At 61.8% G+C, this 19,164-nt stretch carries 13 protein-coding genes and 2 pseudogenes; 1 reads left to right on the top strand and 14 read right to left on the bottom strand.

Annotated features, from left to right (window positions below; genetic code table 11):
• Positions 1 to 236: 236 nt before the first annotated feature.
• The 8 genes and pseudogenes from AVI_RS24110 to AVI_RS24070 all read right to left on the bottom strand — a co-directional run bounded on the left by AVI_RS24110 (position 237) and on the right by AVI_RS24070 (position 8,467).
• Positions 237 to 554 (bottom strand): DUF736 domain-containing protein, encoded by a 318-nt coding sequence (locus AVI_RS24110; RefSeq protein WP_041699416.1) that lies wholly within the window; start codon positions 552 to 554, stop codon positions 237 to 239.
• Positions 555 to 1,223: 669 nt separating this feature from the next.
• Positions 1,224 to 2,161 (bottom strand): annotated as a pseudogene (locus AVI_RS24105) (hypothetical protein).
• Positions 2,161 to 3,087, bottom strand: a complete 927-nt coding sequence (locus tag AVI_RS24100) for an ArdC family protein (protein ID WP_041699341.1) — start codon at positions 3,085 to 3,087, stop codon at positions 2,161 to 2,163. The pseudogene AVI_RS24105 and the gene AVI_RS24100 overlap by 1 nt, the downstream one beginning before the upstream one ends.
• 311 nt (positions 3,088 to 3,398) lie before the next feature.
• Entirely contained in the window at positions 3,399 to 3,998 is a 600-nt protein-coding gene (locus AVI_RS24095; RefSeq protein ID WP_012650575.1) for a hypothetical protein, read from the bottom strand.
• A gap of 540 nt (positions 3,999 to 4,538) precedes the next feature.
• A complete protein-coding gene (locus AVI_RS31770) occupies positions 4,539 to 5,234 on the bottom strand; it encodes a hypothetical protein (protein ID WP_012650574.1) in 696 nt (231 codons plus the stop codon).
• A complete protein-coding gene (locus tag AVI_RS24080; RefSeq protein ID WP_012650573.1) occupies positions 5,231 to 6,121 on the bottom strand; it encodes a DUF7007 domain-containing protein in 891 nt (296 codons plus the stop codon). The genes AVI_RS31770 and AVI_RS24080 overlap by 4 nt, the downstream gene beginning before the upstream one ends.
• The gene (locus AVI_RS24075; RefSeq protein WP_012650572.1) at positions 6,118 to 6,588 is read right to left on the bottom strand and encodes a hypothetical protein; all 471 of its coding nucleotides are present in this window, start codon (positions 6,586 to 6,588) and stop codon (positions 6,118 to 6,120) included. Before AVI_RS24075 ends, AVI_RS24080 begins: the two co-directional genes overlap by 4 nt.
• A 100-nt stretch (positions 6,589 to 6,688) precedes the next feature.
• Entirely contained in the window at positions 6,689 to 8,467 is a 1,779-nt protein-coding gene (locus AVI_RS24070) for a ParB N-terminal domain-containing protein (RefSeq protein WP_041699339.1), read from the bottom strand.
• A 339-nt stretch (positions 8,468 to 8,806) separates the two neighbouring features.
• Between AVI_RS24070 and AVI_RS24065 the strand changes: the two genes are divergently transcribed.
• On the top strand, positions 8,807 to 9,667 hold the full coding sequence (locus AVI_RS24065; RefSeq protein ID WP_012650570.1) for a hypothetical protein: 861 nt from the start codon (positions 8,807 to 8,809) through the stop codon (positions 9,665 to 9,667).
• A gap of 132 nt (positions 9,668 to 9,799) precedes the next feature.
• Here the strand turns inward: AVI_RS24065 and AVI_RS24060 are convergent, their stop codons facing one another.
• From AVI_RS24060 to AVI_RS24035, 6 genes and pseudogenes are all read right to left on the bottom strand, one after another.
• Complete coding sequence (locus AVI_RS24060) at positions 9,800 to 14,893, bottom strand: DEAD/DEAH box helicase family protein (protein ID WP_012650569.1); 5,094 nt, start codon at positions 14,891 to 14,893, stop codon at positions 9,800 to 9,802.
• 100 nt (positions 14,894 to 14,993) lie between these two features.
• A complete protein-coding gene (locus AVI_RS24055; protein ID WP_012650568.1) occupies positions 14,994 to 15,395 on the bottom strand; it encodes a DUF3085 domain-containing protein in 402 nt (133 codons plus the stop codon).
• A gap of 14 nt (positions 15,396 to 15,409) precedes the next feature.
• Positions 15,410 to 16,012 (bottom strand): DUF1419 domain-containing protein, encoded by a 603-nt coding sequence (locus AVI_RS24050; protein ID WP_041699337.1) that lies wholly within the window; start codon positions 16,010 to 16,012, stop codon positions 15,410 to 15,412.
• Positions 16,013 to 16,154: 142 nt separating this feature from the next.
• Positions 16,155 to 17,120: a DUF3991 and toprim domain-containing protein gene (locus AVI_RS24045; RefSeq protein WP_336247055.1), complete on the bottom strand. Its 966-nt coding sequence runs from the start codon at positions 17,118 to 17,120 to the stop codon at positions 16,155 to 16,157.
• Positions 17,121 to 17,327: 207 nt separating this feature from the next.
• Positions 17,328 to 17,510, bottom strand: a complete 183-nt coding sequence (locus AVI_RS24040) for a hypothetical protein (protein ID WP_041699335.1) — start codon at positions 17,508 to 17,510, stop codon at positions 17,328 to 17,330.
• 575 nt (positions 17,511 to 18,085) lie between these two features.
• Positions 18,086 to 19,159 (bottom strand): annotated as a pseudogene (locus AVI_RS24035) (helix-hairpin-helix domain-containing protein); the annotation flags it as partial.
• Positions 19,160 to 19,164 lie beyond the last annotated feature (5 nt).

Below are 19,164 nucleotides of genomic sequence, written 5' to 3'. Positions count from 1 at the left end.
GAGGCGGCGAGTGGAGGAACCGATTTGCGGAAGCCGCCATAGGCGGGAGGAGCAAATTGGAGGCGCCGCTCGTGCTGGACGCCTTCGTTTCGCCATGGCACCATTTGACGAACTGAGCAGTTCCCCCACCTCCCGTGTGGCACCCCAAAAAGCCGGGAGCAGGCTCGATGCCTGCGCCCGGCTCTCCCTCGCGACACGAAAAGAGCCCCGCCTTTCGGCGGAGCTCGTTGCAGTGATCAGGCCTCCCGCTTTGGGCGATTCCAGATGAGGGCGTATTCGCCTTCCTTCTCGCCCGGCCAAAGGGCTGCGGTGATCGGGGCATTGAAGCTCGGGTCGTCGAGCTTGACGGAGATGAAGGGCTCGCCGTCGTTGGAGACCTTGTTCCAACCCGCGCCGACCTCGACGCCGTTGCCGGCGGTGATGCGGAAGTCCGGAGCGTCGCGCGAGACGCGCTCGATGGGGTTCAGGCGGGCCTTCATGCTGACTGTGAGCGTGCGCACGTTGCCGATGATGGAGTTATTGCCGTTGGTGGTGAATTCGCCGATGACTGCCATTGTCGTGTTCCTTTTCCGGTTTGCTCGGGCCGCGCCCATCGCGTCCTCGATGACGGTGTTAAGACCGACGGCGATCGACGCCGCACCGCTAGCGGCCGGAACGAAGTGGAGGACGGCCGGGAGCCGCTTTCTTGGCCCGCGAGGAATGGCGGCGCAGCCGGCAGGGGAAGAAAGTCGCGTATGGCCGTTGCGGCCAAGGCGATCGAGACGAAGGCGTCCTTCGGTCACACCAGATTCATCGAGGTCTGCGTGGGTGTGGCCTGTCCGAACCGGACCGACCACGACATGCCGCGAGACCAATCGTTGAACTCACCACCAGCACGCCGCTGGCACAATCGTTTTCGGCACCCTGCTCACACCACGTCACGGCTGCGGACCTGCCGTTCCTTCGACGCCATCGCCGATGGGTGCGTCTGCACTACCGACCGTTCGACAGCAGAGCCATCTTCGACTGGATGGTGTCTCCTCCCAACCGCCAAGGGCCTCGGCTATGCTGCAATCCGCCTTGCCTTCAGCGCCCCACACCGCACCGGCTGGTCGGCATGCAAGTGTCCCCGCTTCAGGAACTGACTGGGCCGGCGTCTTTCACGGCAGAGTTCCACCATATGGCGGTGCCTCTTCCGCTCCAAATGGAGCGGTCATCCGTTATCGCAGCGCCAGAACGCTGCCCTAGACGCCACACATGCCTTCGCATTCGATGGGCCAGAGATCGAGTTGCCATGATCGGCGGCCGTCGACAGGTCGGCTTCGTCAAGAGAAACACATGAGCGATGAAGATAAACTTCGCCACGGATGCGTCGAATGCCGGTCCGCAGTGCCCGATCAACTATCACCGCGTCTGCCCAGGCTTCCGGATCACGATCACGCATGTGACGCCAACGTCCGTTATCGTGAAACGGGCATCCGATGCAGGCGGATTTCGGGGGCGTTGGATAATCATGTCGGCGCAGCCAGGCGAGGCAATCTTGCCTACTCATGCGCTGTTCGATCAACGGCCAACGATTGATCTGCCAATCCTCGAACGAGGGCTTCATCCGGCTCGCCTCGTCTGTCGAAATCCCGATCCACTGTTCCGCGACCGCATGATCAGGCGAGCGTTTACGCGTGAGACCCAACAATTGCCGAACTTTCCTGCGGATCGGCACGATCTTGAAGTCCGTGGTACAGGCCCGGCGCATCATACCGATGGAAACAGTCTCGCGCGATGTCGCGCGAGACCCGATTTCGACGAGTTCACCGTCGTCGTCCTCGTCCAGAACCGGGCGGATACTCCCCGCTGGCGTCACCGTCTTTGCGAACGCTGGAATAGAAGCCCAGCGTTTGCCGGCTGCGGCATCCATAAGATTGTCGCGAATATTGCCGGCCGATACGATATGGACCGGGAACGGCAGGACATTCGGCGACGTCAGCCATTTGAGATGCTCGTAGACGGCTTTCGGCTCCCATCCGGTATCGGCGAAGATCGCGCAGTCGGGCATCAGCCCGATTTCACCATGCGCTGCCATCAGCGCCATGGTGGTGGACTGGACACCAGCGCCGAGCGAAAGCGCGCGCAGCCGGATCGGGGAGGATGCATCCTCCCCTGCAAAGCTCGGATCATGAAGCATCAGGCAGCCTCCTGCCCGGCGGTGGCTTCCGGCTGAAGGTCATGCAGATAGGCGACACAGCGCTGCGCATGCGCCGCCGCATTGAAGATCGCCCGCTTGTCGGAGCCGAGGATTGCGGCCCAACTCTGGATATAGGCGGCATGATCCGGCCGGGGCTCCAGCTCCGGCACAATACCCAGATCGGCGCACAGCATCGCTGACCCCAATTCCACGAGCATTTCTTCGAATGCCCTCTCCCGGCGGTCCTTGTGGTAGCGGCTGAGATCCCTGTTCAGCCGGGCTGGACTGCCTGCCCAATGCAAGGTTTCGTGCGCTCTCGTGGCAACGAAAGAGGCAATGTCGCGAAATTGTTCGGGCCGCGGCAGCTGGATGTGGTCGGAGACGGGAGAATAATAGGCCTTGTCGCCGCCGTATCGGACGACAGCGCCCGTGTTGTCGAAGAAGCGATCGGCATGCTCGATGCGCTCCATCGGTTTCGCGATCGGATCAGGGCAGCGATAATAGTGATCGGCGAGACCGTCGATCTGATCGCAATTGAAGACCGTGTAGGCTTTGAGGAACGGGATATCGCGTTCAACCTCGCCACCGCCCGCGTCTGTCCCGGTTTTGGTGAAGCGGCTGGCATAGACGACGGTCGCGCCGCTCTCACCCTTGCGCACGTGAGCGCCGAGCTCGTTTGCCTGGCGCAGCGTCATCCATGTCGACGACGTGAAACCACTGGCGACGCTCTCCGACCAGAGAAGGAGAACGTTGAGGCCTGTGTAGGGTTGTCCGTTGTGGCGTAGTGGCCGGCTCACCCGGCCGGACAGATTGGCCGCGCTCCACGGCTGCACCCATGGGCGTACGCCCTTTTCCAGGTCAGCGACAATCCTGTCCGTGATGCGGGCGTAGATATCGGTGCGCGTGTTTTGTGATTTCCTTGTCATGTCCAAACCTCCTTGTCAGGAGGCCGCGCCCATCGCGGCCCCGTCGCGGAGGGCCGAAAGCAGGAGCGATCGGCGGGAAACGCACCGGAACGGCCGCAACGTATGTGGAGGACGGCGTAGCCGTTGCGCTTGCGGCCGGCTCCTGCAGGTCCGACGAACGGGACGGGGCCGCAATGCCGTGTTCCGTTCTCTCTTCATTTCTTTTCTATCCCGGGTGAGCTTCGCACCGGCAGTGACACAAAAATGGCCGCCTCGGAGTAAGGCGGCCTCGTCACGAAAAAGGCGGAGCAAGGTGCTCCGCCGGATAAATCTCAGCCGAGAGCGTCCATCTGTGCCTCGGCCGCCTTGCGGTCGAGTGTCTGGCCGGGATTGTCGACAGGGCGATCGAATGGCTTCCACGCTTCGCCAACAATTTGTTCGTAAGCCGCGACGGCGCCTTCGGCGGCGAGGCGCAACGCGTGGGCCTGAATGCCCATGTCGGCGGCGAATTCGCGCTTGCGCTGGGCGGCGCTGTCATATCCGACCGGGCCGTCGAGATCCTCGTCGCGAGCATCTGATGCACTCTTGGCGGTGGCGTCGCGCGCTTCGGTAACGGCCTTGCTGTAGAACTGGCCGGCGCCATGGGCCGAGCCGACATAGGCTCCGACGATGCGCTGGAGGTGGATTTGCATCGCCCGTTCGCCGAGGCCATCGGAGAGGCCGGTCGCGGTCTCGACGATCAGGCGCTCGTGCATGTCGCGGATGCCGTCGCTGTCGAGGATGGCTGTTCCGAAGCTCTCGGCGATGCGCAGCGCCTGCGCTTCATCGGGGCATGTCAGGCGGACCATTTCGATGGTGGCGCCTTTGCGGAGCTGCACGACGCGGGCGGTGGGGCGGCTGGGTTGGCGGGAAGAGGTCGCGGACTTTGCCATGGTGGTTTCCTTTCGGTTCGCCGAAGCGGTTCCGGCCCCTTGACCGGTCTGTCCTTCGGTGCGGTCGAAAGGAACCGGCGCAAGCCGGGCGGTTCAGGGTCCGGGCAGGCCAGATCGAGAAAAGCAGGTGGGCGGTCAAGCGGGGCAATAGCCCTGCGAAGCCCGCTTACCTGTTTTGCCGAGAGCGGCATGACCGGCCGCCCGCGGCGCAAAGCGGCCTTGAACCGAACGGGCGCTGGTTCAGACCGCAGCAAAACCGGAGGACAGGCCGGCCAAGGGGCCGACACCAGATGTCAGCACCGTGAGGGATCTCATGCAGGGTGCGCGCCTGATCCACTCATTCACCCGCCTTCATCGCCGCCGATTTGGAGCCTGTCGCCCGGTCATGGCGAACGGTCAGCCGGCTATACGGTGAACCCAGGCAACGACGTCCGATTAATAGGGTTCACTGACAATGCGACGAGATGATTGTCACACGATGCAATCATGGGTCTTGTCCTGCACATCGAACTCGTGTGCGAGCGACAGGTATGTTCCAGTTCAGCGGTCAGGACCCTCAGTCGGAAACCGCTTTGGATCAACTGGCCGCTTCGGTAGCCGATAGCGTTCAAGCCAGGTCGGTCCATGCGTGTTGCGAAGCTTACGCAGCACCTGACCGTCGTCATAGGGCGCCTCGCCCATCCAGGCGCAGTTGAGGATGCGCTTCCAGGAGCGCCCGTGCCGCGCCGCATAATCCTGAAGTGCGGCCTCCTCCTGATCGGTGAGCGGCGGAAGCGCGTCGTGATGTTTTCCACCCACCGGATCAGCCTCCCCCATCCCCAAGGCTTGTCGTACCACAAGTCTGCTGGCGATAGATCGGCAGATGATCGGCGGTTTCAATGACGAAGCGGGACATGCCGCATTCCTCTCGTCGATGTCAGTATGTGGTTCCAGCCTCGCCTTAAGAGCGGCGATCGCCGCATCCTGCCGGGCGAGCTTGCGCGACAACGCTTCAATCTCGCCGCGGCGGTGGAATTCCAATGCCTGGAGATGGGACTGGAAAAGCCGTTCGTCGGACGGCGTCCAGCGTGATCCTGACCTTTTGTGCGTACGGCCACTGGACTTCGCCTTCTGAGTGACCGTCACACGCTCGGCACGGGCCGCAATCTGTCGCAGCACAAGATCGAGATGATGGCGCGTCTCGCGCCGCGACGCTTCCGTACGCGACAGAAGAAGATGGGGACTGATCGTCATCATGCCGGGTTCCTCCCCGACCACGAGACAAAGCTGGAAGGGCCGTCATAGGCAGCATGGCGCGCTTCATCGATCACGAAGCCGAAGCGTCCGACCTCATATTCGGTGGCCGGAACCAGAAACCGGCGCTCGTCGACATGATGGTCTCGCTTGCCGCCGCGGGTGGCGATCATCTCGGTCATGCCGGGATGATGATCGGATCTGAGGGCCGAGATCACCACCCAATCGTCAGCATGCGCCAGATCGAACGCCTTGCGATCTTTCGCGTGGGATTCGCCCTGCACCAGGACCTGACCGGACATTGTTTCCCAGGCTTCCGGCCACCGATCCTTGATCTGCCTTTCGGCGCTCCGCCGCTCATAGGACGTGAAGAGCTGCGGATAGGTGAAAGTGACGATCGACCAGGCGCAGTCCTCTTCGTACCAGCCGCCCTCCGCCCGCAGCATCGGATGAACCTTGCTGTTGCGTTCGACCGAGAGCTGGAAGCCGCCGTGACCGGCGGTGACATGCGAGACGACGCCTTCTGCATAGATGGTCGCCATCTGCGAAGCACCCCATGGCGTGCTGCAGACCATCCGCGCCTGCACGCGATCGAGCAGAGCCAGCTCGCCAACGTGCTCCGCGGTTTCCAGCACCCGCGCCTGGAAAGCAGCCTCGTCGGCAAGCCGGCCCTCATGGCTGTAGAAGTCAGCTCGGGTCAGGTCGCAAAGCGGACGGCGCTGACGCCATGCGCTCGCCAGAAACCCGCCGCCCGCCGGCAAGGGCAGCATGGCAAGGGTGATCTCACCGATCCTGGCAACCTGAAAGCCATCGGCACTGACGCCGAATTCTACCCCTGAATATTCAGGGGTAGAGCCGGCGGTATTGTCTGGGGACAGAGGCATCGTCATGCTGCCCTCCCCTCGACGTAATCGGCCGCGACTTCGTGGGCCGTCACCTCTTCAAGAACCGCCATGGGATGCCGGTGGAGTTTGAGCCACGCCTCGGCCGCCTCCCGGTTCGCAGCGAGATGGATCAGGTCATGCGAGGGTCCGGGTCGATCAAAGACCCGGACCGATCCGATCGGCGGGCGCTCGATCACGGTGAAGGCGAGCGTGCTGTCGATGCCGAATGTTCTCAGGATGGTGACGACGATCGTGCCGCGGCTGCCGATATCACCTTCATGCAGCGTAAAGGACGCCGGTGCGGTATAGCTGCCAAGGGTTCGAGGGTCCTCTTTCCGGATCAGACGGCCTGAGCTGTTGCGCATCTTCCAGACGGCCAGCTTCTTGCTGTGCCGTTCTGTCGGGCGCGGTGTGCCATCCGACCACGAAATGAGTGAGCCGACCGCGGCGGAAAATGCGATATGTGCAGACATGCGAATTCTCCCTGAATTTTAAGGGGGTTTGAAAACGAAACCGCCGCGGATGGAGACCATCGGCGGCGGCAGATCATTCGGAAGTGAAATGGAGGAGCGGCTATTCCGCCGCGATCCCGTAGGCGTCCTGCTCGTCGGGATCGGCCTCGCCGGCGTCACCATCAAACGTTTCCGGAAGATCATCTTCGCCCTCGGACGGATCGAGACCGCCATCCTCGCTCGCAGGGTTTCGATCGACGGCGGTGCCATCGGTAGCGTCATCCTCCGGGGTGTTTGCATCGGTGTCGAGGTATTCGGCATGCTTGATCAGATCTTCGATCTCGCTCGGATCCGGCGCAAACAGCGCCGAGGCGTGCACGAAGTGACCCTCCTTGAAACGGTCGATCAGCGCGAAGCGCGTTTCCCGGACCTTCTGGCGTGGCAGCACATTCGCCTCTTTGGCCGCCGCCTCCATCGCCTGACGCGACAAGCACAAAAGGAAATCTTCCGAGCCCATGTTTGCTAAGAAGCTGTCGGCGCCGATGGCGTCACCCGCGATCCGCGAAACAACCCCGCTGTTCGACATCCCCCGCCGGCACGACAGCACGTCGATCAGCATAGAGCGTGCGGCCACGCGCAGCGTTTCCTGATCGAAAGCAAGCTTGCCGTCTTCGCCGATGAGGCGGGCGGCGTGACGCTTGAAGCGCTTCGATCCGAACACGGTCTCGTTGGCACCGGAGTCGACGCGGACATTGAGGCCTGCGAAGGCGAGGACGAGCAACGCCATCAGCGTGTCGTCCTCGATCGGTGCACGGCCGAGCGCCTCGTGGAGGGCGTCGGTGCGGAAGTCGCCGATCATGTCCTGACCCTTCTGGGTGACGACCGGGCGAGGCTTCGGCGCATCGACGATCGCGTCATTGTCGAGGTTCTCGGCGGCGCCCGTCGTGGCCGCGCCACCTTTCACCTTCTTTTTGTCCTCGGGCATCCGGTAGGCGATCGACTGAACCTTGCCGTCACGATCGAGATACATGCCGACGTGATCGGACTTCGACGGCTTGCCGTAGACGCGCTCCGCCTTCTTCGGCAGTTCCGGCTGACCCCAATTGTTGACCTCGATGATGGCGCCCTTCTTGGGAAGGTTGTTAGTCATCCATTCCTGCTGCGCGCCAAGGAAAGCTTCGACGTTGTTCGTGTAGCGACTGTCCTGATCGGCGGGCGCGAACAGGTCCTCGACCCATTCGATGCCATAGGCGCTCGCGAGATCATCGCCGAAGCTCGCATCCTTGGCGAACATGCGGGTCTTGGAGAGTGCACGAGAGATAGTGTACCAGTCGGCACGCTCGGACTTCTTCGGCTTGTGCGCCTTCCAGACTTCTTTCTGCTCGCCGAGCGAGGCGGCGGCGATCGTCCGGAGTTGCTGCTCGTTCGGCATGTCGCCCAGTGCCATGTGATCGAGTATGGCCGGCAGCACATTGGCCAGAAGCCGCAGCTTCCTGATCTGGCGCACCGGCAGTGCCAGCGCCACGCCGATCGCTTCCTCGGTCCAGCCGAGAGCGACGAGGCGTTCGATGCCGCGCCATTGGTCAACGGGATTGAGCGGTTCACGCGCTATATTCTCCACCATCGAACGCATGGCGCCATTGTCGTTCGCCGCTTCGACGACGAGGACGGTGATTTCCTCCAGTCCCGCAGCGATTGCCTGCCTCACACGGCGGTGGCCGGCCTGGATGATGTAGCCGTTACCGCCATCGACTTCCGGGGAGATCACAGGTGGCTGGATAATGCCAACCGCCTTCACCGTCGCAAGCAGCAGCGCGTCGGATTGTGGTGAGGATTTCGAGCGACGCGTGTCGTCAGGATTATCCTTGAGCGCGCGTGGGTCGAGTTTGAGGATCTGCATGAGATTGGCTCCTTCCGGGATTGCCGAGCCGGCCCAATGCCAGCTCTTATCCGTCTTCAGTTCCTTCCGAAGACACTTCCCGGGGCGCGGAGCGGACGGGCCGGTGCAACTGCGCCCGAGCGGCCTTGGCCGTCAGGGCGAGCGGGGCAAAGCCTTGCGAGAATGACGGGCAGGGTTGAGGAGGGGGCGGTTGAGCGACAGCGACAGCGGGCCGGTTGGTCTGCGAGCACCAGTTCAATTTTAGGCTTCTTTTTCTTTTCTATTCGCTCATCTTGATTTCAACCGAACATGGCAGGATCATCCAGCAAGTCGGGGGACTTTTTTTTGGGAGGGTGGGAAATGGCAGCGGCGAGCACAACCTTATATGCGTGGGCCGTACCGGCGTTCGTGAACGGATCACCCGTCGACCACACCTGGGTGACCAACTTCGACAATCAGAAAAACAGCTATCCCAAAATCGCCGATGTGATAGCGGCAAAGAAATTTTATTGGTTTTGCTGGGGAAGTTATCACCCGACAGGAAAGATACCGGGGAATCCAACGGTTGCGCTCGGCTCCCAGCGCGGAAGCCTCGCTTTCGCCAGTTGCCTCGTCACACCCAATGCGGACTCGCGAACTGTACCAGGAGCCCGTGGTACAATCTTCACCTATGGCGTTGACGGGGTTTGCCATCAACTCGCCAATCAGGTCTTATACGCTACAGGGCTTGGAAAGGTCGCGCCCTTGACGGTGTCTGGCGCTCGAGGCTATGCGGCGAGCACTTTCATCTACGGGACATATGGCCTGCAGCACGCGGCATGGGCGGCGAAAATCGCAAGCTGCGGCGCCTCTTCAAAAGCGCTCTCGGTGTCTGGGACATGGACCGGACCGAGGCCAGTCGGAGGCGGTCAAAGCCCGAGCGGAGGTGCACCGATGCAAGAACCTGACGATTTCACCAAACATGCGAGCAAGGTTTTGGCTGACGAGCCTGAGCTGTTGAACCGGTTACTATCGTTGAGAAGCGAGGTGCAAATGTTCGCGGCCCAGAGGATGCCAGCGTCACTGCCACCGCCACCCGAATACTTGAATTCACGAAACCAGCACCTGCTGGATGAAGCCGCTCTGTTGCTCGGGCCTGAAAAATTCGAGAAGGTATTTGGGTTCAAACCAGGCGAGAAGATCAATCTCGTGGATCCAACTCTTTATCAGGTGGATAAGTAACTTTCGCTCTTCGACTTGACGGCGGCGATTGCGTGCCAAAGCGGCTGAAAAACAAAGAAAATGGCCGCCTCCTTCGCGGGAGATAGCCATTCTCGTGGTACCGCTACAATGCTGCACCAACCGCATGTTTTTCTACTCTGCTTCATCAGTAATGGACTTCGCCAAAGCCTCTTCGACCTCACGCAGTGACCGGCGCTTTTCCGCCAGCTCGTCGGCAAAGGCGAATTCACCACCCTGCCGCGATTGATAGGATGCAAGCCCGCGGCGGTAATCTTCAAGCCTCTGACGATAACGCTCCCGCTCGGCCACAAACCCGTCGAGCGCATGTTCGAGGCGAGAGACGGCGCCGAGCGGGGTGACAGTCACAGGAAGTTCGATCTCTTGGGTCGCGCCGATGCGCTGCAGCAGCGTCTGGTAATGGTAATTGTCGCCGCGTCCGAACTTCTCGCCCTCATAGACGAGGTCGAAGCCGCCGATGCTGGCGATGTGGACCTCGCCCTGTTGCTGTAGCTGAACCAGAGTGAGGATTTCCTTCATCAGCGCTCGTCCAGCCTCCTTGCGCTCGGTGTATGGCTTTCCCGTCACGGTCATGGCGAAGCTTTCGCCCGACGTCGGCATCAGACGTTCGATATCCTGGCCGATCTCACCGATCCGCCGGATGGCCGTTTCGATCTCGCGATCGGCGTCGCGGATCTGCCGGCGGACGGCATACTGGTCGTCCTCATGGGCGGCCCGCAGCCGTTCGAGCCTGGCGATATCGGCCTCCAGGCCTGCTTTCTGCATCAGGCGCTCGTCGCCGGAGGCGATGGCCTTGGCCATCGCGAACTGGTTGGCGGCGCCTTCGTTGAGGTCTTCGAGCCTGCGGATCGATGTGTCACCGCTGAGCGCAGCCGCGATGAACCGGGCCTTGCGCTCGTTGTTCTGCCACATCGTTGCGTCGAGAGACCCCTGCGTGGCATAGGCGAAGATGTCGACCTCATTATGCTGGTTGCCCTGACGGACGATGCGGCCCTCCCGCTGCTCGATCTGTGACGGCAGCCACGGCACATCGAGATGGTGAAGCGCCTTCAGGCGGAGCTGCGCATTAACGCCGGTGCCCATCGTCTCCGACGAGCCGATTAGAAAGCGAACCTTGCCGGCGCGGACGTCGCCAAACAGGCGCTGCTTGGCTTCGGTTTTCTTGTACTCCTGCATGAAGGCGATTTCGGAGGCCGGCACGCCAAGCCGAATGAGCTCGTCGCGGATCCAGCGATAAGCCGAGAAGCCCCGCGATTTCTCGACATTGATCGTGCCGAGGTCGGAAAAGATCATCTGGGCGGCGCCCGGCAGATCGTATGGCTTGCCGTCCGGGCGTATATAAGTGCTATGCGACGTCTCCTGCCATATCCGGTAGGCGTTGCGGATCAGAAGGTTGAGCTTGTTGTCCGGCTCGTCCTCCATGACCGGCATCACGAGCCGCAGGTCGATTGCCGCATGACGGCCGTCGGTGATGACGGAAAGCAGAATGTCGTCACCGGGCTGCGCCGGTCCCTCGCGCTGCTCGATCGCCTTGATCCGGGCTTCGAGGATCCGCTGATACGTCTTGAAGGCCGGGCTCGGAGCCGCGGTCAGGATCTGCCGCTTGCCGGTGGCGATATCGGGAACTTTCACATATGCCTTGAGATCCTCCGGCATCACCACGTCGGCAAAGGCGCGGAACATGGCGATCAGTTCCGGCACGTTGACGAAAGACGAGAAGCGGCTGACCGGTTTGTATTTGCCCGAGGGTTGAAGCTCGAGTTCCGTCTTCTCGTCACCAAAGTTCGAGGCCCAGGCGTCGAACTCGTGGAGCCCGCGTTCGTGCAGGGCCTCGTGGCCAAGCAGCCGCTGGATCGAGAACATCTCGCCGAGCGTATTGGTAATCGGCGTGCCGGAGGCCAGCACGAGCGCGCGGCCGGGATTCTTTGACTCGATGAAGCGCGATTTGACGTAAAGGTCCCAGGCCTTCTGCGATCCGTTCGGATCGATGCCTTTCAGTGTGGACATGTTGGTGGCGAAGGAGAGCTTGCGAAACTCCTGCGCCTCGTCGATGACAATCTGGTCGACGCCGATCTCGGAAATGGTCAGGAGGTCGTCCTTGCGGGTGGAAAGGGCTTCGAGCCGCTCAGCCAAGCCCTCCTTCAATCGCTCCAAGCGTTTGCGGGACACACGGTCATCACTCTCCACCTTCGTCAGAAGATCCTCATAGAGCTGCAATTCATCCTGGATCATCTGTTGTTCGAAAGCGGACGGCACGCCGATGAATCTGAAGGCGGAATGCGTGATGATGATCGCATCCCAGACAGCGGTTGCTGCGCGGCTGAGGAAACGGGCGCGCTTGTCTTTGGTAAAATTTGTCTCGTCGGCGACGAGGATGTTGGCCGACGGATAAAGCGCCAGAAACTCGCGCGCAGCCTGCGCCAGGCAATGACCGGGCACGACCAGCATCGCTTTGGCGATCAGCCCGAGCCGGCGCTGTTCCATGATGGCGGCTGCCATGGTCATGGTCTTACCGGCGCCGACGGCATGGGCGAGATAGGTCGAGCCATCGGCGATGATCCGCCAGATGCCGCGCTTCTGGTGGCCATACAAAGTAAAGGCGCCTGAGGCGCCCGGAAGTTGAAGATGGCTGCCGTCAAACTTGCGCGGCGCGATATTGTTGAAACGGTCGTTGTAGACACGCGCCAGCCGGTCTGTACGATCCGGGTCGCTCCAGATCCAGGTCTGAAAGGCGGTCTTGATCTTCTGCAACTTGTCACGGGCCGCTTCCGTGTCGACCACGTTAAGCACCCGGCGCTCGCTATCGGCATCCTTGAAGGTGTCGAAGATCTGAGGGACACGGGAGTTCAAGGCGTCGGCGAGTAGTTCGCCGGCATGGCGGCGGTCCGTGCCCCATTCCGACGTGCCAGTCGCGATATACCCGAGCTGGCGGGCTTCCACCGTCCACGACCCGATTTCCGGCATGTGGTGGATTTTGATCTCGGCGCCCATCGTCTCCCTGACGAAGGCGACCACATCGGAGGCCGGGATCCATGGCGCACCGAGGCGGGCGGTGATATCGGACGGCCGAAGATCGGCGGGCTGCACCTCTTGCAACGCGCTGACATTCCGTTTGAACGCCGGATCGAGGTCGGCGGCTGCGATCGCCGCGGTAAGTTTCGTGCGCACCGGTCCGGAGAGATAAGCATCCGACGTCTGCCAGGCGCCATCCGCCGGGTTCCGGAAGATGGCATCGCCCAGGTCGGCAATCACCACATCCGGATCGCGATGCAGCAGTTCGGCAATGTGGTCGACATCGACGCGACCGCGTTCGTTGAGGACGACAGCCAGCGCATCGGCTGGACTTGTGATGACCGGTGGGGCTGGTGGCGAGATCATCCGTTCTGAAAAGATCGGGCCGGGACGAGCAGTATCGGTTTCGAGATCGTAATCCTCGATGGAAGCCACAAGCCAGCAATCCGGGTCGTCAAGAAAGGGTTGAAGGTTCGGCCGGCGATGCGTTTCCTTGACCTCCCCAGTCTCCGCGTCTTCCGAGATCGAGACCGTCTTATGGTTGATCGGACCGAAGTCGCGCACGAACGACGACCATGCGATGCGCAGCCGCACTTGGAGATCACGCCACGGGCGGCCCTGTTCCTGTGCCTTCAGCACTTCGCGGACGGCGTCGCGAACCGGGATCAGCTTGGCTATGATCCGCACATGTTTTTCCGGCACACCGTCGGCTGAGCGGCCCCTCCGCACGGTGATCGCCACGGCGGCACCATCGATCATCTGCATCAGCCCACGGGCTTTATCGATGAAGAAGCTGCCTTCGCGAACCTTCGATCCTGTCGAACGCAGGTCGACGATAACGCCAAGCTCGTCCTCCAGATCGATGTCGATTACGGTCGGGTCGCCGTCATAAAGATCTTCCGGAAGAAGGGAGATCGCGGCGTTCAGCTCGGTCTCGAGATCGACACCGGCCCGCGGACGGCATGTATAGGTCTCGCCGAAGGGACCGGAGGTCAGCGCGTGGCTGCCGAGAACGAAGTCGGGGTTCCGGGCGAACCAGCGATTGACCCGGATTGCGCCCTCATCATCAGTGGCGGGGCGGACCTCGTCCACGTCAAGCCATGCCTGATCGCCCTCCGGCTCACCGGCCTTGCGCTTGCGGAAGAACAGGATGTCGACCACGACGTCCGTGCCGGCATCCCGCCGAAAACTGCCTTCGGGCAGACGGATTGCCGCGATCAGGTCGGCGGATTTGGCGATATGTTCGCGAGCTGTCGTGTCGGCCTTGTCCATCGTGCCATGTGATGTGACGAAGGCAGCCAACGCACCGGGCTTCAGCAGGTCGATGGACCGGGCAATGAAATAGTCATGGAGGCGCAGTCCGAGCGCGCGATACTGGCGATCCGAACGTACTGAACGATCGGAAAAGGGTGGGTTGCCGACCGCAAGATCATAGATCGCCGACAGGTCGGTGCGGGCGAAATCGCCGGTGATGATCCGTGACTTCGGCTGCAGAAGCCGAGCAATCCGCGCCGTCACAGGATCAAGCTCGATACCTGTGACATAGGAAGTGTCACGGTATTCTTCAGGCATCAATGCCGGAAACAGGCCCGTGCCGATGCCCGGTTCCAGCACCCGGCCGCCGCGCCAACCCATCCGTAGCAATCCCGACCAGATCGCCCGGATAATGAACTCCGGCGTGAAGTGAGCATACTGGGTGCAGCGCGAGAGGCTGGAATAGTCGCTCTCGGATACGGCGGTCTCGAGCGATGAACCGAGATCGTCCCAGCCATCCCTAAAATCCACCTCACCTGGGCGGCGGAAGATCCCGTTGGCGAGTTCGCCAGCACCGAAGCCGGTGAACCGGATCAGACGCCTCTGCTGCTCGCGTGTCGTCGGGATAGCGAGCTTTTCGAGTTGGTCGGCGGAAAGAATGGCAGCGATGTTCAACCGAGCACGCTCTTTCCAGGAGGCGGCCAGTCCGCGATCCTCACCATCCTCGAAATAGAAGTTTTCACGGTCGCCCTGTTTGCGTGCAATAGGGGCCTGAACGCCAACGGGCCGCATGGCCGAGGCGGGTGCCGGCGGTGTGGGTTCGGGATTGTCGTCATTGGCAGCTTCGGAGGCAATACTGCCGAAAGCGGTCACACCGAGGCCGAGGGCAGACGAGAGTGCAGTATTGCCGAACATATCGAGCGTAAAGGGATCGTTGCTCATGATCAAATCTCCTTGTGAAAGCGCGCGTCATCGCTCCGCCACTGGGATGGGGCGACTAACAGACGCTGATTGACGTTGGGGATCCCGCTATGACGGGACGCTACGACCACTCGATGATGAAGACCTCCATCGAGTCCTCGTCAAAGGTGATGCCGAGATGCCTGGCGTTTGGGCAGACAGATATCATGGCCTCCAGCTGCGCGGCATCGATGAATTCCACGCCGTCGTCCCCGCCGAACGTCATGCGCTTCACCTCGAACCAGTCGTCGTTCGTGCGAGGATCGCATTCGAGCGCGTAAGCAACGAAAGGCTTTTCGCCATTGGGCAATTTGCCGTTCGAGCAAAGATAGACACCGTTATCACCCACGAGCCAAACGCCCGGCTGTTCGTCGCGACCGGGAAAAAGGCCATAATGGGGATTGCGGTAGCCGCCATTGGCCTGGGCGTCGGCGCGGCCGCGGGCGATCACCGCACGCACGGATTCAATCGGAAAGGAAAGCATGGATAGCATCCTCCTCACGCCGCGATCGCGTCAGGCAGATAGCGCAAATGCACCGGAAGCTTGGCAGCGATCTCGTCCTCGGTGAGATCCTCGAGCAGCTTCAGGACCGTGCCCTGGCGTCCGCCGTAGAACAACACGGTGCGCTTGCCGCGGTCGCGGTCTGACCAACGCTCACCGGCATAGCCGCGATACTCGTCGTTCGTGCTCGACCAGATGTGGTCCAGGCGTTCCTCGTGCGTCATCGCCCGCACGGGCCGGGTCTCGCGCTCGACAATCGCATCGCGCATCCGCTCAGACGAACCGCTGTCGGCGAGATCGCAATAACCGTGGAAATGCCGCATGCGGTCGTCGATCTTCAGCGTGTAGAAAACGCTGGTGATGCTGTCGGTGAGGAATTCGCGCATGGCGAACATCTCGCCGCGCGTCCAGAGCGGCGGCAGAATCTCGAACATATAGTCATGAGACGACGGGTCGATCTCGAACCATTCGCCGCAGTAGAGTGCACCATCATTGCCCTCCCAACGGTTGGGGCGTTGCGCGTGTCGATCGAACATGCGGAACATCTGCCGGCGATCGGCTACACCCTGATAAACTTTGCGGATGGGAGAGAAGGTCATGAGCGGGCTCCTTCAGCCTCGTCCGGGCGATAGCGCAGCGGATCCTCATGGTCGCCATCTTCTCTTCAGCCCTTCCTGACCCCTCCCCTCAAGCCGCCTCTCCGTCCGGCCGGGTCAAGGGCCGGCGTAGCCGGGTGAAGCTTCACCCTTGACGCGGCCGGCGGGTATGCGGCAGGCCTCCCTCTCTTTCCATTCTTCTTTCGTTTCTTCCTTGCTCGCGAGCGCGTAGCGCATCATTCCAGTCCTCGGCCGGCGGCTTGAGCCGTAACCAGTCGCAGCCCGCCTCATCGGCAATGGCGCGAAGGCGGCAGGCAAAACTCTCGCCCTGGCTGTTGGCATCGGTCGCCGCGACGAGCAGTGCACCCGTACGCGTGACGAGCTTGCGGAGGGCGACGTCTGTCGTCGGCGACCAGCCCCCGCCGGTACTGAGATAGAGGCTTCCCTCGCGCAGCCCTTCGAAAGCGGCCAGACTCATGGCGTCGATCGCGGCTTCGGTGACGCATAAGCGCAGGGCGTCTTTGGCACCGAGCCGGAACAGCACTTTCGATCCGCCCGTCGAAAATCCCCGCCAGTCCGGGCCGCGCTCTTCCCAGCCGGTCACGGCACCAGCGTCATCGACATGGGCCGCCCACATGCTGCCATAAGGCCCTTCCCGCAGGACATTGGTCTCAACAGCCGCACGGATGATCCTGTTCGGTACGTAGCGATCGGTTGAAAGGTAGCGCCATGTCAGAGACCAGCGCCATGGCTGTCGCCGGCCGTCCCATCGCTCCCGGATGGATGCTGCAGGAGCCGCATCGCGCACTGAGCGTCGCCATTCTGGCTCCTGCAAGTCGACCCCGACCAGCGACGCGACACGATTCAGAGCGTCAAGAAAGGAGAAACCCTCCATATGCTGAATGAGGCTGAAGACATCGCCCTTGGCTTCGGACAGCGGATCAAACCACCCCCTGCCGCCGTGTATGACGATGACAATCTCCCCGCTGCGCCGGTATTTGATTGCCCGCCGCGTGCTTTCCTTCAGATCGACCGCGAACCCTGCCTGCTCTAGCACGACGGCGCACGGGACACGATCCCGCAGGTCTTCCAGTTTCTGTTTTTCCATCATTCTGCCGGCGCTCCTGGCGCCGCCCTTCTTGTCCGTTTCATTCCTCCCGCAATTTGCGGGACCGTTTCCGACGGTCCGCGAAGAGCAAAGGAGGCAAGGGCGGGGCTGGCAACCTGCAGATCTGCACCTTGGCAACCGAGGGCCGCGCCAGCCGCGGCGAAGCTTCCCTTGCCGCCTGCAGCTCGCAAGCGGCAAGGCAACGCCGGCTCAATGAGCCGGCCCGTAGGCGAAAGGATCGAACTCCGCGATGGTCTCGACCTCGCCGTCATCGAGTTCGTCGCTCGGAAGGACGCCGAACTCGTCGCCGGACCGGAAAAGCGTGACCGGGACCATAAGGGTGCGGGAAAGCTGGAAGGCGTGGTTCTGTGCGAGGGTGAGATCTGTGTTCATCGAAGGGCTCCATCTTGGAGCGGGCCGTTCCCGCTCGATGGCTCCCGTCAGTGTCCGGAACCGGTCGCGATCACCGCGAAGGCAAAGCCGAGTGGCCGCACGCTTTCGTAGCGGACCCCGCAGCGGGTTGATCGACGGAGATCCGGGGCTGGACCAGGAAGCCATCCATCAAGAGCGGGAATGGAACGCCTCCATGAGCCCGGCCTCGAGTTTCAAAGATCTTGCTGATCCGGGACACATCACCGCACACCACACTCTGGTCGTCCGTCCACACCGGTCTGGGAGTAGCTCGCCGCCAATGCTGGCGTACGGTGGAGAAGGAGCGGCACGCGCCAAGCAACCGCAAATTCGAGGGTGTTAGGTAGACCATCCCCTTTTGCATAGGTGCGTTGCACAATTCTTGTTTGCGCATCGCACAATATCTAGGCAGTATGCCTATAGCTGATGCACGCGATGGCTTCCTCCCAGGTCCATCGTATCAGCTGTTCCCCTCTGGAGGTTTTTGACCTTCACAATTAAAGGGCCTCGGTATTCCGATGGCCCTATTTTTTTGGCGCGAAGGCAGCCCAGGGAATTTATCGAAAATCACGCGTCTTCACCCTGATCTGATCGATGTGCCCGTACGGATCGACGATATCGCGAACCTTCGGCAGGCCGCGCGGATCCGACGTCGGCGACCCATGATGAAACTCGTCGCCGCGGCCATGGGGTAGCGGAAATGCCTTGTTCCGCGACCCGATGCTGGCAAGCTCGGCAGAAAGATCAGTCAGCCGGTGCGCTACGAGATGCACCACCTCGCCTTCACGCTGGATTTTGCCATAGACGCCGATCATGCCTGCGCCAAGCACGACGCGGCGGTATTTCTCGAAGGTCTTCACCCGGACGACGAGATTGGCGTGGCTCGTCTCGTCCTCGATGGTGATGAACATCACGCCCTTGGCTGACCCCGGACGCTGGCGCACCAGGACAAGGCCGGCAGCCTCCAGCCATTTGCCGTCTCGAGCGTTCATGGCGTCTTCACAGGTGACAATACGGCGCTTCGTCAGATCGTTGCGCAAAAAGCTCAGCGGATGGGCACGCAGCGTCAGCCCGACATGGCTGTAGTCCTCCACGACCTCGCCGCCAGATGTCATCGGCTTCAGCGCCACCACCGGCTCGATTGCCTCCGGGATGACGGCCTGCTCGCGGGCTGCCGCTGCGGCGAACAGCGGCAAGGGTTCGTCGCGCAGGGCTTCGATCGCCCAGAGTGCCTCGCGCCGGGCGAGCTTCAGTCCCGGCTGGAACGCATCGGCTTCGGCCAGCTGCACGAGCGACGCCGAAGGGACATTTGCCCGCCGCCAGAGATCGTCGATCGACTCGAACGGCTGATCCTCGCGGGCGGCGACGATTGCCGCCCCGTGCTTGTTCGCCAGCCCCTTCACCATGCGGAAACCGAGCCGCACAGCAAAACGGCCGTCTTCGGTCGGTTCAAGCGTGCAGTCCCAACGCGATGCGTTGATACAAACGGGCCGGATGACGACATGGTGCTTCTGGGCATCGCGCACGATCTGCGCCGGTGCGTAGAACCCCATCGGCTGGGCGTTGAGAAGGGCCGCACAGAAGACATCGGGATGCCAGCACTTCAGCCAGGATGAGGCATAGGCGATGAGCCGCC

The sequence above is a fragment of the Allorhizobium ampelinum S4 genome (assembly GCF_000016285.1).
Taxonomy (GTDB): Bacteria; Pseudomonadota; Alphaproteobacteria; order Rhizobiales; family Rhizobiaceae; genus Allorhizobium; species Allorhizobium ampelinum.
This window is presented reverse-complemented; position numbering and strand designations above follow the sequence as displayed.